At 39.3% G+C, this 20,435-nt stretch carries 17 protein-coding genes; all 17 read left to right on the top strand.

Translation table 11 applies throughout. From position 1 onward, the window contains the following. Positions 1 to 5 precede the first annotated feature (5 nt). The 17 genes from ABES02_RS09880 to argF all read left to right on the top strand — a co-directional run bounded on the left by ABES02_RS09880 (position 6) and on the right by argF (position 20,357). Positions 6 to 629: a GyrI-like domain-containing protein gene (locus ABES02_RS09880; protein WP_430133657.1), complete on the top strand. Its 624-nt coding sequence runs from the start codon at positions 6 to 8 to the stop codon at positions 627 to 629. A gap of 120 nt (positions 630 to 749) precedes the next feature. After that, complete coding sequence (locus tag ABES02_RS09875; protein WP_430133654.1) at positions 750 to 2,363, top strand: acyl-CoA dehydrogenase family protein; 1,614 nt, start codon at positions 750 to 752, stop codon at positions 2,361 to 2,363. 259 nt (positions 2,364 to 2,622) lie between these two features. After that, positions 2,623 to 3,636, top strand: coding sequence for an ABC transporter ATP-binding protein (locus ABES02_RS09870; protein WP_430133651.1), 1,014 nt, complete (start codon positions 2,623 to 2,625; stop codon positions 3,634 to 3,636). Next, on the top strand, positions 3,617 to 4,585 hold the full coding sequence (locus ABES02_RS09865) for an ABC transporter ATP-binding protein (RefSeq protein WP_430133648.1): 969 nt from the start codon (positions 3,617 to 3,619) through the stop codon (positions 4,583 to 4,585). Before ABES02_RS09870 ends, ABES02_RS09865 begins: the two co-directional genes overlap by 20 nt. Positions 4,586 to 4,636: 51 nt before the next feature. Then, positions 4,637 to 6,253 (top strand): ABC transporter substrate-binding protein, encoded by a 1,617-nt coding sequence (locus ABES02_RS09860; protein ID WP_430133645.1) that lies wholly within the window; start codon positions 4,637 to 4,639, stop codon positions 6,251 to 6,253. Positions 6,254 to 6,326: 73 nt separating this feature from the next. Continuing rightward, positions 6,327 to 7,334: an ABC transporter permease gene (locus ABES02_RS09855; RefSeq protein WP_430133643.1), complete on the top strand. Its 1,008-nt coding sequence runs from the start codon at positions 6,327 to 6,329 to the stop codon at positions 7,332 to 7,334. A gap of 51 nt (positions 7,335 to 7,385) precedes the next feature. Next, positions 7,386 to 8,246: a nickel transporter permease gene (nikC, locus tag ABES02_RS09850; RefSeq protein ID WP_430133792.1), complete on the top strand. Its 861-nt coding sequence runs from the start codon at positions 7,386 to 7,388 to the stop codon at positions 8,244 to 8,246. Between the two features lie 478 nt (positions 8,247 to 8,724). Continuing rightward, complete coding sequence (locus tag ABES02_RS09845; RefSeq protein WP_430133790.1) at positions 8,725 to 9,213, top strand: shikimate kinase; 489 nt, start codon at positions 8,725 to 8,727, stop codon at positions 9,211 to 9,213. Beyond that, positions 9,210 to 9,974: a type I 3-dehydroquinate dehydratase gene (aroD, locus tag ABES02_RS09840; protein WP_430133640.1), complete on the top strand. Its 765-nt coding sequence runs from the start codon at positions 9,210 to 9,212 to the stop codon at positions 9,972 to 9,974. The genes ABES02_RS09845 and aroD overlap by 4 nt, the downstream gene beginning before the upstream one ends. Positions 9,975 to 10,063: 89 nt before the next feature. After that, positions 10,064 to 10,534 (top strand): DUF4395 domain-containing protein, encoded by a 471-nt coding sequence (locus ABES02_RS09835; RefSeq protein WP_430133637.1) that lies wholly within the window; start codon positions 10,064 to 10,066, stop codon positions 10,532 to 10,534. Positions 10,535 to 10,756: 222 nt separating this feature from the next. Further along, entirely contained in the window at positions 10,757 to 11,791 is a 1,035-nt protein-coding gene (argC, locus tag ABES02_RS09830) for an N-acetyl-gamma-glutamyl-phosphate reductase (protein ID WP_430133634.1), read from the top strand. A gap of 60 nt (positions 11,792 to 11,851) precedes the next feature. After that, entirely contained in the window at positions 11,852 to 13,081 is a 1,230-nt protein-coding gene (gene argJ / locus ABES02_RS09825) for a bifunctional ornithine acetyltransferase/N-acetylglutamate synthase (protein WP_430133632.1), read from the top strand. A gap of 13 nt (positions 13,082 to 13,094) precedes the next feature. Further along, entirely contained in the window at positions 13,095 to 13,892 is a 798-nt protein-coding gene (gene argB / locus ABES02_RS09820) for an acetylglutamate kinase (protein ID WP_430133629.1), read from the top strand. Beyond that, positions 13,892 to 15,091: an acetylornithine transaminase gene (locus tag ABES02_RS09815; protein ID WP_430133626.1), complete on the top strand. Its 1,200-nt coding sequence runs from the start codon at positions 13,892 to 13,894 to the stop codon at positions 15,089 to 15,091. Before argB ends, ABES02_RS09815 begins: the two co-directional genes overlap by 1 nt. Positions 15,092 to 15,096: 5 nt before the next feature. Further along, complete coding sequence (locus tag ABES02_RS09810; RefSeq protein ID WP_430133787.1) at positions 15,097 to 16,173, top strand: carbamoyl phosphate synthase small subunit; 1,077 nt, start codon at positions 15,097 to 15,099, stop codon at positions 16,171 to 16,173. After that, complete coding sequence (carB, locus tag ABES02_RS09805; RefSeq protein WP_430133623.1) at positions 16,160 to 19,396, top strand: carbamoyl-phosphate synthase (glutamine-hydrolyzing) large subunit; 3,237 nt, start codon at positions 16,160 to 16,162, stop codon at positions 19,394 to 19,396. Before ABES02_RS09810 ends, carB begins: the two co-directional genes overlap by 14 nt. Next, on the top strand, positions 19,380 to 20,357 hold the full coding sequence (gene argF / locus ABES02_RS09800; protein ID WP_430133620.1) for an ornithine carbamoyltransferase: 978 nt from the start codon (positions 19,380 to 19,382) through the stop codon (positions 20,355 to 20,357). The genes carB and argF overlap by 17 nt, the downstream gene beginning before the upstream one ends. The last annotated feature ends 78 nt before the right edge of the window (positions 20,358 to 20,435 follow it).

Below are 20,435 nucleotides of genomic sequence, written 5' to 3'. Positions count from 1 at the left end.
TAATCGTGGGCGACAAAATAGAATATAAAAAAACATATAAAAATATCTACCTTCCAAAAACTACACCAGTGGTTATTGAAATACCAACGATTCCTTATATCATGATTAATGGTACCGGGGATCCAAACGGCGAGGACTTTGCTAAAGCAACAGAAGCATTGTACAGCCTTAGTTATGCAGTGAAAATGTCTTATAAAAGTAAGGATGTGCCTGAGGGATATTATGAATATACAGTTTTCCCTCTTGAAGGAATATGGGATTTAATCGATAAGTCAAAGCCGATAAAAGACAAAAGTAATTACAAATATACAATTATGATCCGTCAGCCAGACTTTTTAACTAATGAATTATTTGAGAGATTTCTGGAGCAAACGAAAAAGAAAAAGCCCAATCCTTTTCTGGATATGGCTGAGATCGGTGAAATGACTGATGGATTATGCTGTCAAATGCTGCACATTGGCAGTTACGATGACGAACCAGAAAGCTTTGCTAAAATGCAGTTGTATTGCGAAGATAATGGATATATCTGTACCAGCAAAACTCATCGGGAAATATATTTATCCGATCCCCGTAAGACAGAGTCTGCAAAGTTAAAAACAGTTTTAAGATTCCTTGTAAAAGCTTTATAGCTCTTACAGGGTTTTTTCTTTTTTCAATAAAGCAGTATAATTCATTGTCCTCCCGAAAAATTCCAATTATAATAATACTGAAAATTATGAAATTTTTTCTATTAGGGAGTGACCAATTCAATGAACTTAGCTTCCCAGGAGACAAATGTTAAAGGAAAAAACTCGTATACTTTTGATGAATTCATCGCAAAACGTGAAAATCTTGATTGGTACCGTGATGAACCCATTTTACTAAAAGCAGTGGAGAAATTTACTGGCTCCCAGTTTGAACAAGTTCATGAGAAATTGCTTTCTTTTTCTCCAAGAGTTTCGGCAAAATGGAATCAATTGGCTGAACGGATTGCCAGGCCAGAGGTAAGGCCATATATGCTTCATTATGATGCCTTTAATCATCGAATTGATCGCATTGTCAGGCCTTTGGAAGTCCATCAGTTAGAAAGCGAAGTGTTCGGGGAAGGACTTTTTTCTAGTAAAATGGCTCCTTGGGAAAGCTTTGTGAAGCGAATGTTGACCCATCAAATTGGCGAGGGCGGTGTTACTTGTCCACTAACTTGTACACATGGATTAATAGCGCTCTTAGAGCAATTTCCCGACGAACAATATCCTGAACTTCATGAAATATTACTGCACACCAAAGAAGGAGTAAACGGTGAGTTTGCGATTGGCGCCCAGTTTATGTCTGAAATACAGGGCGGCTCAGATTTGCCTGCCAATGTACTTGAAGCTGTTCCGGATGGAAACAACTATCGCTTATATGGAAATAAATTCTTTTGTTCCGCAGCCCATGCAGATTATTCCGTTGTTACAGCTAAAATCTCGGGTACGGATAAAGTATCTACATTTATTGTTCCGGCTTGGCTGCCAGGTGATAAAGAGAAGGAAATACGAAATGGATACCAAATAAATCGAATTAAGTGGAAGCTCGGTACGGCTGAACTACCAACTGCCGAAATTCAATACAATGGGGCACTAGCCTATCCAATTGGACCCAAAGATAAGGGGATCGCTGTTGCTGTAGGAATTGTTTTAACATTATCCCGCCTCGAAATCGGTATTGCCTGTGCAGGGTTTATGCTGCGGGCATCAAGAGAAGCACATCTCTACAGTGATTTCCGCACAGTTTTTGGGAAAAAAGTGAGCGGATACCCGCTGGCAGCGAGCAAGCTGAAACGAATCGAGAATGCGGCACAACGCACAACTGCTGGTGCTTTTAAAATTTATGATTTGTTTTTACAGCTAGAAAAGCCACTAAATCCTGGAATAAAATCGAATCACCCGATTGAAATGCGAAAACAGTTGTTCAACTTAAGGGAACTTGTCTTACTGCAAAAAATATGTGCCACTAATGAAGGCGCTGAAATATTGCGGGAGGCCATTTCGATGTTTGCAGGCCACGGGGTGATGGAGGAGTTTTCTTCCCTGCCGCGGATTTTCCGTGACGTTGTGGTAAATGAACAGTGGGAAGGACCGCGTAACCTTTTGTTAACACAAATTTATCGTGATCTTCAAAGAGTGGCAGATTGGTATTCTCCGAGAGATTTTGTGAGTAATGTCTTGGAAGGCGCATCTCAAGATACAATTAGGCAATTTGCTGAGCAGTTGGAAGATTTACTGCAAAGGCCAGTTTTAGGAGAAGTAAGTGAGGCTTCCATCGAAGCAGCAACCGAATGGGACAAATTCTGTGACACTTTCTTTAAAACCTATCAGGAAGTTGCCCTATCAGAAATAAAATAACAATATACTAATTTTGGAAAGCAGGATAATAAAGTTTGTGAAATATAAAAATAAATTCGGCATGATATCTTAGCGCGTTAACGTGTTACCATACTAAGATTCATGCCTTTCTTTTTACATATTTGATATAAAAAAAATTTTTCCATTGACAATTTTCAATAAAAAAGCAAAAATAATATATATTGAATAGTTTCAAAATTTACTATTTTGGAATATTTCTTTATAATTAGAAAATCCTAATATATAGGTAGGTGTCAATGTGATTAAAGAACCTATTCTTCAAATAAAAGACTTAAAGGTTTCATTTCAATCAGGTAAAAAATTATTACCTGCAGTCGATGGAATAAGTTTTGAATTAAAGGAAGGGGAAATCCTTGGAATTGTAGGAGAATCGGGAAGTGGTAAGAGCGTTACTTCTCTAGCAACAATGGGGCTGATTCCTTCACCCCCCGGTAAAATCGAAAATGGAGAAATTATTTTTGAAGGAAATGACCTTAAGAACATTTCTGAAAAAGAGTGGAGAAAAATTCGCGGAAATCAGATTTCGATGATTTTCCAAGAGCCAATGACATCCTTGAATCCATTATTTACAATTGGAGATCAACTGATGGAAGCGATTCGATTACATACTGATCTTTCAAAAAGAGAAGCGATCGTTCGAAGTATAGAGTTACTAAAGCTTGTTGGAATTCCAAGGGCTGAAGGAATCCTGAAAGAACACCCACACCAGTTGTCCGGCGGGATGAGACAAAGGGTCATGATTGCTATGGCAATGGCCTGTAACCCAAAGGTATTAATTGCGGACGAGCCGACCACAGCACTTGATGTTACCATTCAGGCACAAATACTTGCACTAATGAAGGACTTGAATAAGAAAACAAATACCTCGATTATTCTCATTACCCATGATTTAGGAGTAGTAGCGGAAATTTGTGAACGAGTCATTGTTATGTACGCAGGTCAAATTGTGGAACAAGGTGACGTCAGAAGAATCCTAAAAGATCCACAGCATCCTTACACGAAAGGATTATTAAAATCGGTTCCAGACTTAAGAGGAAAAAAAGACCGTCTATACAGTATTCCGGGAACCGTTCCGACACCAGGGACCGTCCTTAAAGGATGCCGATTTGCTGCGAGATGTGCAGACTCATTCGGACGGTGCCATGTGGAATCACCAGATTTATTTGAAATGGAAAATGTCGGACATGAAGTGCGCTGTTTCCTACATACATTGAAGGAGGAGAGTGACCAGAATGTCAGAGTTACTTCTTGAAGTAAATGGCCTTAAAAAATATTTCCCAATCACTGGCGGCCTTTTCGGCAAGAAACAAGGGGAAGTCAAAGCGGTAGACGATGTCTCTTTTTATGTGAAAAAAGGAGAAACCTTGGGCATTGTTGGGGAAAGCGGCTGCGGTAAATCAACGACAGGCCGTTTGCTTATGCGCTTGATTGAAGCGAGTGATGGAAGGATTGTTTTTGAAGATAAAGAGATTTCGAGTATGTCGAAATCAGACTTAAGAAAAATCCGCCGGGATATTCAAATGGTGTTTCAGGACCCATATGCTTCGTTAAACCCGAGGCATTCTGTCGAACAAATATTAGAAGAGCCATTAATTGTCCATGGGATTGGAACAAAGGAAGAGCGCCAAAAGCAAGTAAGAGATATGCTCGAGGTGGTAGGCTTAAGCAGTTATCATGCCAAGCGATATCCACACCAATTCAGCGGCGGTCAACGTCAGCGGATTGGCATTGCGAAAGCCTTAATGACAAAGCCGAAGTTGATCATCGCTGATGAGCCTGTATCAGCACTTGATGTTTCTATCCAGGCACAGGTTCTAAACCTAATGAAGGACATACAAAAAGAATTTCAGCTAACCTACATATTTATTGCTCATGATTTAGGTGTAGTCCGTCATATCAGTGACCGGGTAGGGGTTATGTATTTAGGTAGATTAATAGAGTTAGCTGAGAGTGAAGAGCTTTATGATAACCCGAAGCATCCTTACACGAAGGCGCTTCTTTCTGCCGTACCGATACCAGATCCAGATATTAAGAGGGAAACAATTCTGATTGAAGGTGAGCTGCCAAGCCCGGCAAATCCTCCATCAGGATGTGCTTTCCATACCAGATGCACACAGGTAATGGATATTTGTAAAACGGCAAGACCTACAGACCAAGATCTCAACGGTCATTTTGTTGCCTGTCATTTATATAACAAATGATAGCCAGCATTCATGATAAATAAGAAAAAGATTTAGGGGGTAAAAATGTATATGAAGAAAAAGTCTTTTAAACTGCTGTTGATTTCTCTTTTAGCCATCAGTATGTTTTTAGTTGGCTGTAGCAGCAAAACGAATAATGAATCAGGTGGAAAGAAAGATCCTGCTTCTAACAGTGGTTCCAAAAAGGATACACTAGTTTATGGCCGCGGCGGGGATTCTACTTCATTAGATCCAATTACAACTACTGAAGGTGAAGCCTTCAAAGTAACAGAAAACATTTATGAAACATTGTTACAGTATGGCGATCAAGATACAACCATCAATCCTGGACTTGCTGAAAAGTGGGAAGTATCTCCTGATGGATTAACTTACACTTTCCATCTTCGTCAAGGAGTGAAATTCCATGACGGCACAGATTTTAATGCAGATGCGGTAGTATTCAACTTTGACCGCTGGATGAACGGAGATTCCGACAAATTCCCTTACTATACAATGTTTGGCGGATTTAAAAAGGATGAGGGTCACGTTATTAAAGAAGTGAAAGCAGTCGATGCTAATACCGTTCAATTCGTCTTAAAACGTCCACAAGCTCCATTCTTAAAGAACCTTGCTATGTCTCCATTCGGTATTGCCAGCCCAACAGCTGTGAAAAAATGGGGCGATGATTTCAGAAGCCATCCGGTTGGAACAGGCCCATTCAAATTCGTAGAATGGAAGCAAAACGATACTATCACTCTTGAAAAGAATCCTGACTATTGGCAAAAAGGATTGCCTAAGTTAAACAAAGTCATTTTCCGTGTTATTCCTGAAAACACTGCACGACTTAATGCTCTTGCCAATGGTGAAATCGATGTCATGGATGGATTAAACAATTCTGATGAAGCAACTGTTAAAGGCAACGACAAATTACAAGTAATCGAACGTCCTTCTATGAACGTTGGTTATATTGGTTTAACAACAACTCGCAAACCATTCGATAACAAGCTTGTTCGTCAAGCGATCAACTATGCAATCGATAAAAAAGCTATCATTGATGCATTCTATGGCGGCAAAGCGCTTCCTGCTGTTAACCCAATGCCGCCTTCCATTGAAGGATATGATAAAGACATCCAGCCATATCCATATGATTTAGAAAAAGCAAAAGCATTATTGAAAGAAGCTGGATACGAAAAAGGCTTCTCAATCGATTTATGGGCAATGCCTGTAGCGCGTCCATATATGCCTGAAGCACAAAAAGTAGCAGAAGTAATTCAAGAAAGCTTAAGCAAGATCGGTGTTAAAGCAAAAATCCAATCTGTTGAATGGGCAACATATTTAGACAAAGCGGCAAAAGGCGAGTTTGATATGTTCATGCTTGGATGGACTGGTGACAATGGAGATCCAGATAACTTCCTTTATACTTTGCTAGATAAAGATAGCATCGGAAGCAACAACTACTCTCAATACAGCAATAATGCCCTTCATGATGTATTGATTAAAGCTCAGACAGAAACTGATCAAGCAAAACGTAACGATTTATACAAGCAAGCTCAAGAAATCATCCATGATGATGCTCCTTGGGTTCCACTTGTTCACTCAACACCATTGTTAGCAGCTTCTAAGGATGTAGTAAATTATTTACCACACCCAACAGGCTCTGAAGCTCTGACAAAAGTTGAATTTAAATAATTATCATTGAAAGGGGAGGGAGCAGTGCCTCCCCTTTTGTTAACGAATCAGTTTTAACAAAGAGGTGAAAAGAATGTTTACATACACGGTCCGGCGCATATTTTCATTAATACCAGTCTTGTTTGGGATGACTTTAGTTGTTTTTGGAATTATTCATGCCATCCCGGGAAATCCGGCACAGGTCATCCTCGGCCAAAGGGCAACAAAGGAAGCAATTGCCGTATTATCGAAACAATTGGGTTTGGACAGACCTTGGTACATACAATATGTGGATTATATTAATAAACTTTTACATGGCGATTTAGGAACGTCACTTCGAACTAGAGGGCCTATCAACCATGAGGTATGGCCATTTTTAGCAGCCACAATCGAACTCACAGTAGTTGCCATGCTCATTGCGATTATCATTGGTGTAAATGCCGGGATTATTAGTGCTTGGTTTTCGAAATCCTGGTTTGATTATGTTGCAATGGTTCTTGCTTTAGTTGGGGTTTCATTGCCGATTTTCTGGCTTGGTTTAATGATGCAATGGGGATTTGCGAATGAATTAGGCTGGCTTCCGACAACAGGACGAGAAGATGTCCGAGATCCCGTCTCCGCTATTACCAATCTCTATTTAATAGATACACTCATACAGGGAAGGTTTGACCAATTTGGCACGGTTATTAAGCACCTGATCCTTCCAAGCTTTGCTCTAGCAACCATTCCTATGGCAATTATCGCAAGAATGACTCGAGCTACGATGCTGGAGGTAATGAGATCTGATTATGTACGTACAGCAAGAGCAAAGGGCCTTAGAATGTTTTGGGTTGTTTACAAGCACTCTTTAAAAAATGCTGTTATCCCAGTCCTTACCGTAATTGGTTTACAAACTGGATTGCTATTAGGCGGTGCAATTCTAACAGAAACAATCTTTGGCTGGCCAGGAATTGGGCGCTATTTATATGATGCGATTGGTTACCGTGATTATCCAGTTATTCAGTCAGGGATTTTGATTATTGCAGCAATCTTTGTCCTAATAAATTTAATCGTGGATCTATTATATGTTTTCGTCGATCCAAGAATTAAGTACACGAAGTAGGGGGGATAACTAGTGGCTGAAATTATAAAAAACACAGCAGACATCACGATAATGCCTGCCGAAGAAAAGCTGACACCTCCATGGAAGGAGGCGTGGCAATCCTTCTATAAAAATAAATTAGCCGTAATTGGCTTAGGAATCGTCCTCTTTTTTATCGTATTAGCCATCGCCGCACCATGGGTGGCACCGTATAGCTTTAAAGGTCAAGTATTGACGGAGCGGATGCAGGCACCTTCGGCTAAGCATTGGTTCGGAACTGATGACTTTGGCAGGGATATCTTTTCCCGAGTAGTATATGGAGCAAGGATTTCTTTGTGGGTCGGTTTTTTCTCTGTATTAGGCTCAGTTGTGGTCGGAACCTTTCTAGGAATTGTGGCTGGATATTACGGGCGTTGGATTGATGGTATCATTTCTCGTATCTTTGATATCATGCTTGCGTTTCCGAGTATTCTGTTAGCGATCGCGGTTGTGTCTATTCTTGGGCCATCTTTACAAAATGCCCTTATTGCGATTGCGGTCATCAACATTCCAAACTTCGGTCGTCTCGTCAGATCAAAAGTGTTAAGTGTTAAACAAGAGGAATATATTATGTCAGCTCGCGCGGTTGGAATGAAAGATGCTAGAATCCTTTTCCGTCATATTTTACCGAATAGTATTTCACCCGTCATCGTACAGGCGACACTGGCCATTGCAACAGCAATTATCGAAGCTGCTGCCTTAGGGTTCTTAGGATTAGGTGCACAGCCGCCAACACCAGAATGGGGGAAAATGCTGGCTGATTCAAAGAACTATATTACCCAAGCCCCGTGGACATTGATTTTCCCAGGGATTGCGATAATGCTGACCGTCCTTGGATTTAACTTAATGGGCGATGGCTTGCGTGATGTGCTTGACCCGAAAATGAAACAATAACTTTTGAGACTCCGTGGGGGGTCTCTTCTTTTTTGGGGGATAAATTGGTGTTTTGGAATGAGTTCAATTATATATTACATAAAATTGAGCACTTATGACTTATTTTATGGAGTTTACGACATAATTCCGGAGAATTACTACATATTTTCAGGAACTTACGACATTTACTGGATATTAATTGGAAAATACACGGAAATTGAACTACTTATTACATATTTTTAGTTGTTTATGACATAATTCTGGACACTTACTACATATTTTCCGAAACTTACGACATTTTCTGGAAATTAGTTGGAAATAGTATCGAACTTGAATTACTTATAATATATTTTTTTAATAGTATTATTGTTATTTATTAAAGGAAAGGCTTATAATTGTAAAAAATTCAGATAAATTACTTAAACTTATTGCTTAGGCTTAGGGGGATTGAAGAAACTTGAATTATGATGGAGAAAAAAGTATTGTGTTTATCGGCTTTATGGGTGTCGGGAAAACAACGATTGGCAAACTTATAGCGGAAAAACTGAATCGTAAATTCATAGATATAGATGAAGAAATTGAAAAAGAATTTAACATGCCTGTCCCACAGATTTTTAAAGAATATGGAGAAAAGGTATTTAGAGATAAGGAAAAAAGTTTAATTAGGAATTTTTGTCTACAAAAAAACTTAATAATTTCTGTAGGCGGTGGAGCGTTCTTACAGGAAGAGATTAAAACGGCTTGCTTATCCTCAGCAATTGTTGTCTTTCTTGATTTGTCTTTTGAGATCTGGACGGAACGAATTAGCTTAATTATAGATAGCCGTCCGGTATTGCAAGGGAAATCAATTGAAGAAATGAAAGAGCTCTTTTATAGTAGGCAAAAAATTTACGCAGATCATCACTTGACAATCCTCACTGAAAATAAAACTCCAGAGGAAATTGCAAAACTAGTCATAAAGGGGATACAAGGAGAGGTAGTCCGATGAAAAAAGCAATAACAACAAGAGGTCTTATTATTGGGGAAGGGGAACCAAAAATTTGTACTCCTATTGTCGGAAGAACTTTATCGGAATTAAAGGAAGAAGCATTACTAATAAAAGCAATTAATTCCGATCTTGTTGAGTGGCGGGCCGACTTTTATGAACAGGTAGAGGATAAAGCAAAGGTAAAAGAGGCTCTCAAGGAGATCCGGACTGCTTTACCAGACTTACCGCTTATTTTTACATTCAGAAGTTTGAGAGAAGGCGGAGAAAAGGAAGTAACTATCGAAACTTACTATGAATTAAATAAAACAGCGGCTGAGTCTGGTGTAGTAGATATTATTGATGTTGAATTATTTAATGAAAGAAGTATTGTTAAATCCTTAGTTGAAGTGGCACATGCCAATGGTGTGTTAGTGATTATTTCGAATCATGATTTCGAAAAAACACCTGCAAAGGAAGAAATTGTTTCTCGATTAAGGCAAGCACAGGAATTAGGGGGAGATTTACCGAAAATTGCTGTAATGCCAAAAAGTATAGCTGATGTGTTGACTTTGTTGGATGCTACCAATACGATGTATGAACAGTTTGCAGATAGACCCATTATAACTATGTCAATGTCGGGGAAGGGTGTTATCAGTCGAATAGCAGGTGAAATATTTGGGTCTGCCATTACTTTCGGTGCTGTTAAGAAAGCTTCTGCACCCGGACAAGTCCCAGTACGTGATTTACGAAAGCTCTTATCTTTTATACATTTAAATAAATAATGAATTCAAAGGGAGTACCAAGGTACTTTCTTTTTTTGTGTGAAAATAAGAAAATCAAATGATATACAAAATAAGAAGGAACTGATAAAATGTATTTTAAACCTATAAATCCAATAAGAAAGGTTGGGATTATCATATCTGAAATGATTCAATCCATCCCACGTCCACTTGTTAAAACAAACCAATGGATTATAGTTGTTAGTGTATTATTAACTTGGATTCTAGGACAGGAATGGATTTTACTGGTTCCTTTTATATCAGGTATGCTGGGTCTGTTATTTGACTTTAATTCGGTTATGAAAATTGCCAGACTTTTTCTTAGAAAAGATCCAAAGTCATATATTCCTGAGGATTGGGAGCAGCAGCAATTTAATCAGAAGATCGCAGTTTCCTGCTTAGGAATAGGTTTCATTAGTTTTATTATCGGTTGGGACACTTTAGGTTATATATTTACTATTCTTGTAGCCGTTGCAGCATTTGTTGCAATACTTGGCTTTTGTGTAGGCTGCTTTATTCATTTTCAATGGAAACAATATAAATTTAGACGCATGCAGCATTAAATTATTATGGTAGTAAGAAAGGTGTAAGGGGTGTCCTTGCATCTTTTTTTATTAGGTATGCATAAAAGATGAATAATCTAAGAAATTATTTTGTAAGCGTTTACAAAAATAAAATAGATAATATTCATTAAAAACTGAAAATTAGGCGTATTTTTTATTGAATAATTATATATATGTATGTATAATAATTCATTATCAAAGGTACTTAGGAGTTGAATTAAAGTGAAGGTTGGCATTATCGGTGGTACAGGATATGGATCAATTGAACTTATTCGTTTGATTCAAAAACATCCACATTTAGAAGTTAGTTCAGTTGTTTCGAACTCCCAGGCGGGAACACCCTTTAATGAGGTTTACCCCCATTTATCTGGTATTGTTGACCAACCTCTAGATAAATTCGACCCAGAAAGTTTAAGTGAAAATGAAATTGTGTTTTTAGCTACACCCTCAGGTGTGAGTAGCAGGCAAGTGCCTACCTTACTCGAAAAGGGAATTAAATGCATAGATTTATCTGGAGATTTTCGATTGAGGTCACCGGGAGAATACGAATATTGGTATAAGCATACACCGCCAGAAATGGATTATTTGAAACAGGCAACTTATGGCCTAAGTGAAATTTATGCAGGTAAAATTAAAACTGCTAGTATAATAGCAAATCCGGGTTGCTATCCAACTGCGACGACACTTGGATTAATACCAATTATAAAAACTAATTTAGCTGATATAAATTCTATCATCATCGACGCCAAATCTGGTCTTACCGGAGCAGGTAGAGGTCTTTCACTTACTTCACATTACGCGGAAATAAATGAAAATGTAAGAGCATATAAACTTGGTGCACATCAGCATATCCCAGAAATTGAGCAGGTCCTTAGCGATGAATATGGTGAACAGATTACGATATCCTTTACAACACATTTAATTCCAATGTCACGGGGAATTATGTGTTCAATGTATATAAACTTACTGGAGGATATTTCAACAGAAGATGTTATACAACTGTACAAACAATTTTATGAGCATAATCCTTTTATTAGGATTAGACCAACAGGGAATGTGCCATCAACGAAAGAAGTACTTGGCAGCAACTATTGTGATATTGGTCTACACGTTGACCCAAGGACAAGACGGCTTACCATTATCTCAGTTATTGACAATTTAGTTAAGGGCGCTGCAGGCCAGGCAATCCAAAATTTAAACATAATGAACGGCTGGGATGAACGAACAGGACTCGAATTCATTCCGATGTTTCCATAAATTAAAAGTTAGCTAGCTTAATATAAACGAGCAGAGGGAACGTATAAGGGGGAAGTTAAATTGACACAGGCAACATCAATCAGCGAGATTGTAATTCTTAATGAAGATAGTGTGACATTACCAAAAGGATATAAAGCAGGCGGTATGCATTGCGGCATTAAGAAAAAACGACTAGATCTAGGTTACATTGTTTCGGAAGTACCGGCAACAGTTGCTGGAGTATATACAACCAATATCTTCCAAGCGGCCCCTCTTTTAGTGACCCAGGAAAGCATCGCAAAGGATAATAAGATTCAAGCGATTCTCGTGAATTCCGGAAATGCCAATGCCTGCACTGGGGAGCAAGGATTAAAGGACGCTTATGACATGCAAAAAGGATTTGCGGCCGAACTTGGAATTCAGGAGCATCTGGTTGCAGTAACTTCAACGGGAGTCATTGGCGAATTGCTGCCAATGGATAAGGTAAATACAGGAATTAAGCAAATTCTTGATATAGAAAATGAAAGTGAATTGTTGTTTAAACAAGCAATCCTAACTACAGATACTTGTATAAAACAAATAGCGGTCCAAATTCAAATTGACGGAAAATCGGTTAGCATCGGCGGAGCTGCCAAAGGATCTGGAATGATTCATCCGAATATGGCAACAATGCTTGGCTTTGTTACAACAGATGCAAACATAGCTCACGAAGATTTACTGTTTGCCCTTAAAGATGTTACTAACCAAACCTTCAATATGATTACCGTAGACGGCGATACCAGCACGAATGATATGGTTTTAGTAATGGCAAATGGGTTAGCTGAAAACAACCAACTCACAAAAGAACATCCAGAATGGGATGTTTTTAAAGAAGGTTTAAAAATTGTATGTGAATCCCTTGCTAAGAAAATTGCAAGAGACGGAGAGGGAGCAACAAAGCTTGTTGAAGTTCAGGTTGATGGGGCTTTCAGCGCAGATGCAGCTAAAGCAGTTGGTAAATCCATCATTTCTTCTAATCTTGTAAAAACAGCAATTTATGGAACAGATCCTAACTGGGGCAGAATCGTTACAGCAGCGGGTTATAGTGGGGTTCCCCTTGAGCCGAATAAATTAAAGGTTTCAATCGGTCCATTCACCGTATTCGAGAACGGCTTGCCAAGCACTTTTTCCGAAGTGGAAGTTAAGGAATATTTAGAACTAGAAACTGTAAAAATTCTTGTTGAATTAAATCAAGGTGATCAAAGTGCAACTGCTTGGGGATGCGATTTAACATATGATTACGTAAAAATCAACGCATCTTACCGCACTTAAGGGGGACATCGAAATGAAATATCTTGTCATTAAGTGTGGCGGAAGTGTGTTAGAAAATCTGCCAAGGTCATTTTACGAGGATATAGTTAAAATGTACGATGCCGGTGAGTGGACACCAATTATCGTACATGGAGGCGGACCCCTTATAACGTCACTGCTAAAATCCTTAAATGTCCAAACAAAATTTGTAAATGGGTTAAGGGTAACGAATCATGAGGTGTTAGATGTAGTAGAGATGGTTCTTAGCGGATCGGTCAATAAGCAGGTTGTACGAAATTTAATCGAAGTGGGCGGAAATGCCATTGGTGTCAGTGGAGTTGACGGAAGTCTATTACAAGCAGTTCCGACCCCAAATGCTGAAACTTTAGGTTTTGTTGGAGAAGTAACGGGGGTCAACAAAAACGTTCTTGAAGGAATCATTGCACAAGGAAATATTCCAGTGGTATCTCCAATCGGTATTGACGCCAGTGGTCAGCGCTACAACATAAACGGTGACATAGCTGCCTCAGCGGTTGCCAAGGCTTTAGGAGCTAATCTTTGCTTCATAAGCGATATTCCAGGAATCTTAATCGAAAAAGACGGAGCTAAACACAAGCTGGATAAAGTATCCAAAGCGATTATTGAAGAAATGATCGAAAATCAAACCATCTATGGCGGAATGATTCCTAAAGTTAAAGCAGCGATTGATGGTCTTGTTCACAATATCCCTGAGGTCGGAATCATTAACGGATTTGAGAAAAATAGCTTGATAGATTATACAAATGGCAAAAAAATCGGAACAAAAATCGTTTTAGAAGAGGAGATTGCGTAATGTCGAATACTACTTCCATTTCCCAAATCTCGCCTGTGATGGCAACCTACGGCCGCTTTCCTGTCACGCTTGTTAAAGGGAAAGGAAGCTATGTTTGGGATGATAAAGATAATCAATACTTAGACTTCACTTCTGGAATTGCTACCTGCAACCTAGGGCATGTTCCCAATGCGGTAAAAGAAAAACTGGAAGAGCAGCTGCAAAATCTCTGGCACTGTTCAAATCTCTATAACATTCCGAACCAGGAAAAGCTTGCTGCTCTTCTTACCGCAAATAGCTGCGGTGACCAAGTCTTCTTCTGTAACAGCGGGGCAGAAGCGAACGAAGCAGCTATTAAGCTTGCTAGGAGATATGCTAACAAAGTAAAAGAGAAGGAATCACCAATCATCGTGACCTTCCATCAATCCTTTCACGGTAGAACATTAGGGACATTAACAGCGACAGGACAGGAAAAAATTCAGCAGGGATTTTCTCCATTAATGCTAGGGTTTAGTTACCTTCCATTTAACGACATCGATGCACTTGAAGAGCTAATCAGCATTAAACCTGCTGCAGTGCTCCTAGAGCTTGTCCAAGGTGAAGGTGGAGTTATACCGGCAAACAAAGATTGGATAAAAAAACTTGAACAGATTTGCAAGAACAATGATATTCTGCTCATGGTCGACGAAATCCAAACCGGCATAGGCAGAACAGGTACACTTTTTGCTTATGAACAATTTGAAATTGAGCCGGATGTAATTAGTATCGCTAAAGGTCTCGGCTCAGGTTTTCCAATAGGAGCAATCATTGCAAAAGAAGAAGCCGCAAAGGGCTTTGAACCTGGAAGTCACGGCAGCACATTTGGCGGAAATCCACTTGCAACAGCTGCGGGGCTGGCAACTGTTTCTCATATAATTGAAACGAAGCTATTAGATCAAGTCAAAGAAATTTCAGGGTACCTAGATTCTCAGCTTCAAAGCTTAAAAGAAAAGTACAGTTTCATAAAAGATATCCGTGGCAAGGGACTCTTAAAAGGTTTGGTTGTCGAAACCAACGCCTTAGAAATTGTTCAAAAAGCGATTTCAAACAAACTGCTAATATTAACAGCAGGCCCTAATGTTGTACGGATTTTACCACCATTAACTGTAACCAAAAACGAAATAGTTGAATTTATTAAAGCGTTGGAAAAAACATTCCAAAGTATTGAGAAAGGCGAGTGAGTGTTGTGGAACAGGGATATCTTACTTTGGAAACGGGAGAAGTCTTTGAAGGAATACTGATCGGTGCAGACAAGGACTCTCTCGGTGAAGTAGTTTTTAATACAAGCATGACCGGCTACCAAGAAATCATTACCGATCCTTCTTATGCCGGGCAAATCATTACCTTTTGTTACCCGATTATTGGTAATTACGGTGTTAATGCACTCGATGATGAAAGCATCTCCCCAGCACTTGCTGGAGTTGTAATCGGTGATTTATGCGAAACACCAAGCCATTATCAATCGATTAATAAATTTTCAGAGAAACTAAAGCAAGCAGGAGTCCCAGGAATTGCTGGAGTGGATACTCGTCTCCTCGTTAAGACCATACGCAGCCGCGGGACTGTTAAAGGATATTTAAGTAAATCGAAGGAAGCTAATTTTCCAGTTGCTGAAATAGCATCACAATGGGTGGAAAAAGTATCGACGAAAAAAATTCAATTTTTCAAAAACAATGGACCACATGTTGTGTTAATCGATTTTGGGTATAAAAAGTCGATATTGAATGCCCTATTAGAAGAAGGCTGTGCAGTAACAATCGTACCTTTTAATACTACTTTTGAAAAAGTAAAGTCCTTAAATCCTGATGGTGTCCTACTTAGTAATGGACCAGGCGACCCAATGGCACTCAAAAAGTATTTTCCGGAAATTAAAAAGATTAGTCAATACTATCCCACACTCGGAATATGCCTAGGACATCAGTTGATTGCCTTGGCATACGGTGCGAAAACAACAAAACTTGCCTACGGCCACCGTGGCGGCAATCATCCGGTTAAAGAATTACTTACAGGTAAGGTTAAAATTACCGCCCAAAATCATGGATATGTAGTTGTTGATGAAAGTATTGATTGTAAGGTGTTTGATATCACCTATCGAAATGTAAATGATAAATCGATAGAAGGATTAAAGCACCACAGCTATCCAATCCAAACCGTTCAATTTCATCCTGAAGCCCATCCGGGGCCAAGTGATACAGAATATATTTTAAAAGACTTCGTAAGCCAGATAGCTTCATTAGGAGAGACTCGCTATGCCATTAAATAAAAGCCTAAAAAAAGTACTAGTAATCGGATCAGGCCCAATTGTTATCGGGCAGGCAGCAGAATTTGACTATGCCGGAACTCAAGCCTGTATTGCTCTTAAAGAAGAGGGACTAGAGGTCGTGTTAATTAACAACAACCCTGCGACCATCATGACAGATGAAGCCGTTGCCGATAAGGTTTATATTGAACCATTAAATGTCGAAACGATTGAAAAAATCATTCTAAAGGAAAAGCCGGATGGAATTATCGGGACCCTTGGCGGGCAAACGGGTTTAAATTTAACTGTCCAGCTATATGAACAGAACATTTTAAAAAAATACAATGTTGAGTTGCTCGGAACCTCTGTTGAATCGATTAAAAATGGTGAGGACCGAGAAAAGTTCCGTAATTTAATGCTGAAAATCGGCGAACCGATTCCTGAATCCGCAATTATCCACTCTTACGAAGAAGGTGTCGCCTTTGTTAATGACATTGGATTTCCGGTCATCATTCGTCCTGCCTATACTCTTGGAGGAGACGGAGGCGGCTTTGCCCATAATGCTGAAGAACTTGAAATCGTACTAAAAAAAGGCTTAGCAGCCAGCCCGATTCAACAAGTGTTGGTTGAACGCAGCATTAAAGGCTGGAAGGAAATCGAGTATGAAGTTATGCGCGATGCCAATGATACGTGCATTATCGTTTGCAATATGGAAAATATGGACCCTGTTGGTGTCCATACTGGTGACTCCATTGTAGTTGCGCCATCACAAACATTAACAGATGTCCAGTATCAAATGCTTCGTGATTGTTCTTTAAAGGTCATTCGAGAATTAGGAATTATTGGGGGCTGCAATATCCAATTTGCGCTCCACCCTGAATCAAATCAATACTACATTATTGAAGTCAATCCGAGGGTTAGCCGTTCTTCAGCATTAGCCTCAAAAGCAACCGGCTATCCAATAGCAAGGATGGCGGCAAAATGTGCGATTGGTTATCACTTAGATGAGATTGTGAATCCGATAACAGGCAATACCTTTGCTTCGTTTGAGCCAGCGATTGATTATATTGTGGTAAAACTGCCGCGCTTTCCATTTGACAAGTTCCCTGAAGCAGACCGGACATTGGGAACACAAATGAAAGCAACTGGGGAAGTCATGGCAATCGATCGGACTTTTGAAGGTGCGTTAAATAAAGCCATCCGTTCGATGGAAATGAATGTTTATGGTCTGTGTTTAGAAGCAAACAAATCATTAAATGACCAGACATTAGTAAATTTGCTTGAAACAGCCAATGATCGCCGTCTTTTCATCATCGCGGAAGCATTTAGAAGAGGCGTCACGCTTGAAAAAGTTCAACAGCTGACCCAAATAGATCCATGGTTTTTACACAAAATTAGCTCAATCGTTGATTTAGAAAAGGAATTAGCATCCTACCAATGGAGCGAAGTCCAAGTATCCCTGCTGAAGCAGGCAAAGCGTAATAATGTTGCAGATAAGTTACTATCGCAAATTTACAAAATTCCTGAAAAACAAGTAAGAAATAAGTGGAAGGAACTCGGATGGAAACCAGGTTATAAGATGGTTGATACTTGTTCTGCAGAATTTGATGCCGTAACCCCTTACTATTATTCTACTTGGCATGGTACTGATGAAGTGGAAATTACAAACAAGAAAAAAATTCTTGTTATTGGTTCAGGCCCAATTCGAATCGGCCAGGGAATTGAATTTGATTACTGCTCTGTTCATGCAGCAAAAGCAATTAAGAAAAAAGGCTTTGAAGCCGTTGTAATAAATAATAATCCGGAAACTGTCAGCACAGACTATTCAGTTGCAGACCGCCTTTATTTCGAACCTCTCGCAGCTGAGGACGTACTTTATGTAATTGAAAAAGAACAGGTTGAAGGGGTTTTGATACAGTTCGGCGGGCAGACAGCTATTAATCTAGCTCACGATTTAGAAGAAGAGGGTATTAATATTTTAGGAACGACCGTCGAAAATGTGGATCGTTTAGAAGACAGGAAAGAATTTTATCAACTGCTAGAGGATTTACAAATTCCTCATATTGAAGGGAAAACTGCTTCAACTACTGAGGAATTAGTAGAGGGAGCGGCAAAGTTAGGCTATCCGGTTCTCGTCAGACCATCATACGTGATCGGTGGGCAGTCCATGTTTACCATTTTTTCAGAAGAGGAATTAAGAAACTATATTAAACAGCTTGAAAATAACTCAAGTGAAAAAATGTGGCCGTTATTAGTTGATAAGTATATTCCTGGACTAGAATGTGAGATCGATGTTATTAGTGACGGAAAAACGATTGTTGTCCCGGGAATCTTTGAACATATCGAAAAAGCAGGGGTACACTCAGGCGATAGTATTTCAGTTTTTCCACCAATCTCTTTGTCTGAAGAAATAAAAGAAACATTAATTGACCATGCGAGCAAGATTGCTAAATCTGCACCGATTATTGGGATGATGAATATTCAATTTGTTATCTATGAAGAAAACGTCTTTGTTCTTGAAGTAAATCCACGTTCTTCACGAACGGTGCCAATCATGAGCAAGGTAACTGGAATTCCGATGATTGAGTGGGCTACAAGTGTTCAGTTAGGCGCAGCCCTAACAGAATTTTGCACGAATCAAGGATTATTAGCGGAACCCAATTATTTCTCGGTAAAAGCACCTATTTTTTCATCAAGTAAGCTTAAAGGCGTTGACCATGTTCTTGGACCGGAGATGAAATCTACTGGTGAAGCACTTGGTATAGATCTTACTTATCAGGAAGCCCTTAAAAAGGCGATTCCATCTTTAGAAGGAAAAGTTGAAGAAGCTTATGTTTTATGTTCAATCTCTGACAGGGAAAAGCCCGCAAGTCTGCCGGTTGTCCAAGAGCTTTTAGATAATCAATTTAAAATAGCTGCCACCGAAGGTACAGCACTATTTTTTGAATTAAATGGCATCCCGGTTGATAAAGTGGTGCGGGATGAACAGGATGTAAACCACCTATTCCGTAATCAGAAAATGAAGGCGGTAATTAACCTGCCAAACCAGGGCAGAAATAAAATGAAGTTTGGTTTTCAAATTCGCGAGCAAGCGATTCGTTATAAGGTTCCTGTATATACACATCTAGACACTCTCGAAGCAACAATTGGTATACAACAAGGTTCATTCTCTAATCTTGAAGTTCGATCAGTAAGCGAGTTCTACCATTTAAATGAAAGAGGTGCCGTTCATGCTAGAAGCCATTAAGTTGAACGTAAATAATAAATCAATGATGTCAAGTTTTAAAGGAAAGGACTTTTTACAGCTTTCTGATTTTAGTCCAGAAGAAATCCTTTTTCTTCTGGAGGAGGCTAAGGAACTGAAGGCACTGCAAAAACAAGGAAAACCCCACCCATACTTAAGTGGTAAGGTATTAGGAATGATTTTTGAAAAATCATCAACTCGCACAAGAGTGTCATTTGAGGTAGGAATGCTGCAGCTCGGTGGTCATGCAATATTCTTAAGTTCACGAGATATTCAGCTTGGTAGAGGAGAAAGTATTTCCGATACGGCAAAGGTATTATCGCGCTATGTTGACGGCCTAATGATTCGTACATTTGCCCATGAGTCTGTAGAGGAATTAGCTGAGCATGCTTCCATCCCTGTTATTAATGGTTTAACAGACCTTCAGCATCCTACCCAGGTGATGGCAGACCTATTAACCATTCTTGAACATAAAGGTAAATTGGCAGGATTAAAGCTTTGCTATATCGGAGACGGAAACAATAATATGGCCCACTCCTTAATGGAAGGGGCGGTAAAGGTGGGAATGGATATAACTATTGCCAGCCCTCCAGGATATCTTCCAAATGGAACAATCACTGAAAAGTCAATTAAAGCAGGGAAACAATTTGGAAGTACAGTAATGATTACGAATGACCCTGTCGAAGCCATTAAAGATGCTGATGTCATCGTGACAGATGTCTGGACCAGCATGGGGCAGGAGGAAGAGACAGAAAAGAGACTTAAGGCATTCTCGTCCTATCAAGTAAATGCAGAGCTTTGCAAGTATGCTAAAGAAGACTTCATCTTCTTACATTGTTTGCCAGCACATCGTGGCGAAGAGGTAACCGCTGAAATCATCGATGGACCACATTCTGTTGTATTTGATGAGGCAGAAAACCGTTTACATGCACAAAAAGCAATTTTGAAATTATTACTAGCATAATAGTATTTATTTTTTTGAGATTTAGTGTATAATAATTCTATCGATTGAATAATAATACATGAAAATGTAAGGAGATTT

Source organism: Neobacillus pocheonensis (assembly GCF_050477905.1).
Lineage (GTDB): Bacteria > Bacillota > Bacilli > Bacillales > Cytobacillaceae > Neobacillus > Neobacillus pocheonensis_A.
This window is presented reverse-complemented; position numbering and strand designations above follow the sequence as displayed.

Coding starts and splice junctions, on each gene's coding strand:
- ABES02_RS09875 (WP_430133654.1), top strand. CDS start 750: ATGAACTTAGCTTCCCAGGAGACAAATGTTAAAGGAAAAAACTCGTAT.
- ABES02_RS09865 (WP_430133648.1), top strand. CDS start 3,617: ATGTCAGAGTTACTTCTTGAAGTAAATGGCCTTAAAAAATATTTCCCA.
- ABES02_RS09860 (WP_430133645.1), top strand. CDS start 4,637: ATGAAGAAAAAGTCTTTTAAACTGCTGTTGATTTCTCTTTTAGCCATC.
- ABES02_RS09855 (WP_430133643.1), top strand. CDS start 6,327: ATGTTTACATACACGGTCCGGCGCATATTTTCATTAATACCAGTCTTG.
- nikC (WP_430133792.1), top strand. CDS start 7,386: ATGCCTGCCGAAGAAAAGCTGACACCTCCATGGAAGGAGGCGTGGCAA.
- ABES02_RS09845 (WP_430133790.1), top strand. CDS start 8,725: ATGGGTGTCGGGAAAACAACGATTGGCAAACTTATAGCGGAAAAACTG.
- aroD (WP_430133640.1), top strand. CDS start 9,210: ATGAAAAAAGCAATAACAACAAGAGGTCTTATTATTGGGGAAGGGGAA.
- ABES02_RS09835 (WP_430133637.1), top strand. CDS start 10,064: ATGTATTTTAAACCTATAAATCCAATAAGAAAGGTTGGGATTATCATA.
- argB (WP_430133629.1), top strand. CDS start 13,095: ATGAAATATCTTGTCATTAAGTGTGGCGGAAGTGTGTTAGAAAATCTG.
- ABES02_RS09815 (WP_430133626.1), top strand. CDS start 13,892: ATGTCGAATACTACTTCCATTTCCCAAATCTCGCCTGTGATGGCAACC.
- carB (WP_430133623.1), top strand. CDS start 16,160: ATGCCATTAAATAAAAGCCTAAAAAAAGTACTAGTAATCGGATCAGGC.
- argF (WP_430133620.1), top strand. CDS start 19,380: ATGCTAGAAGCCATTAAGTTGAACGTAAATAATAAATCAATGATGTCA.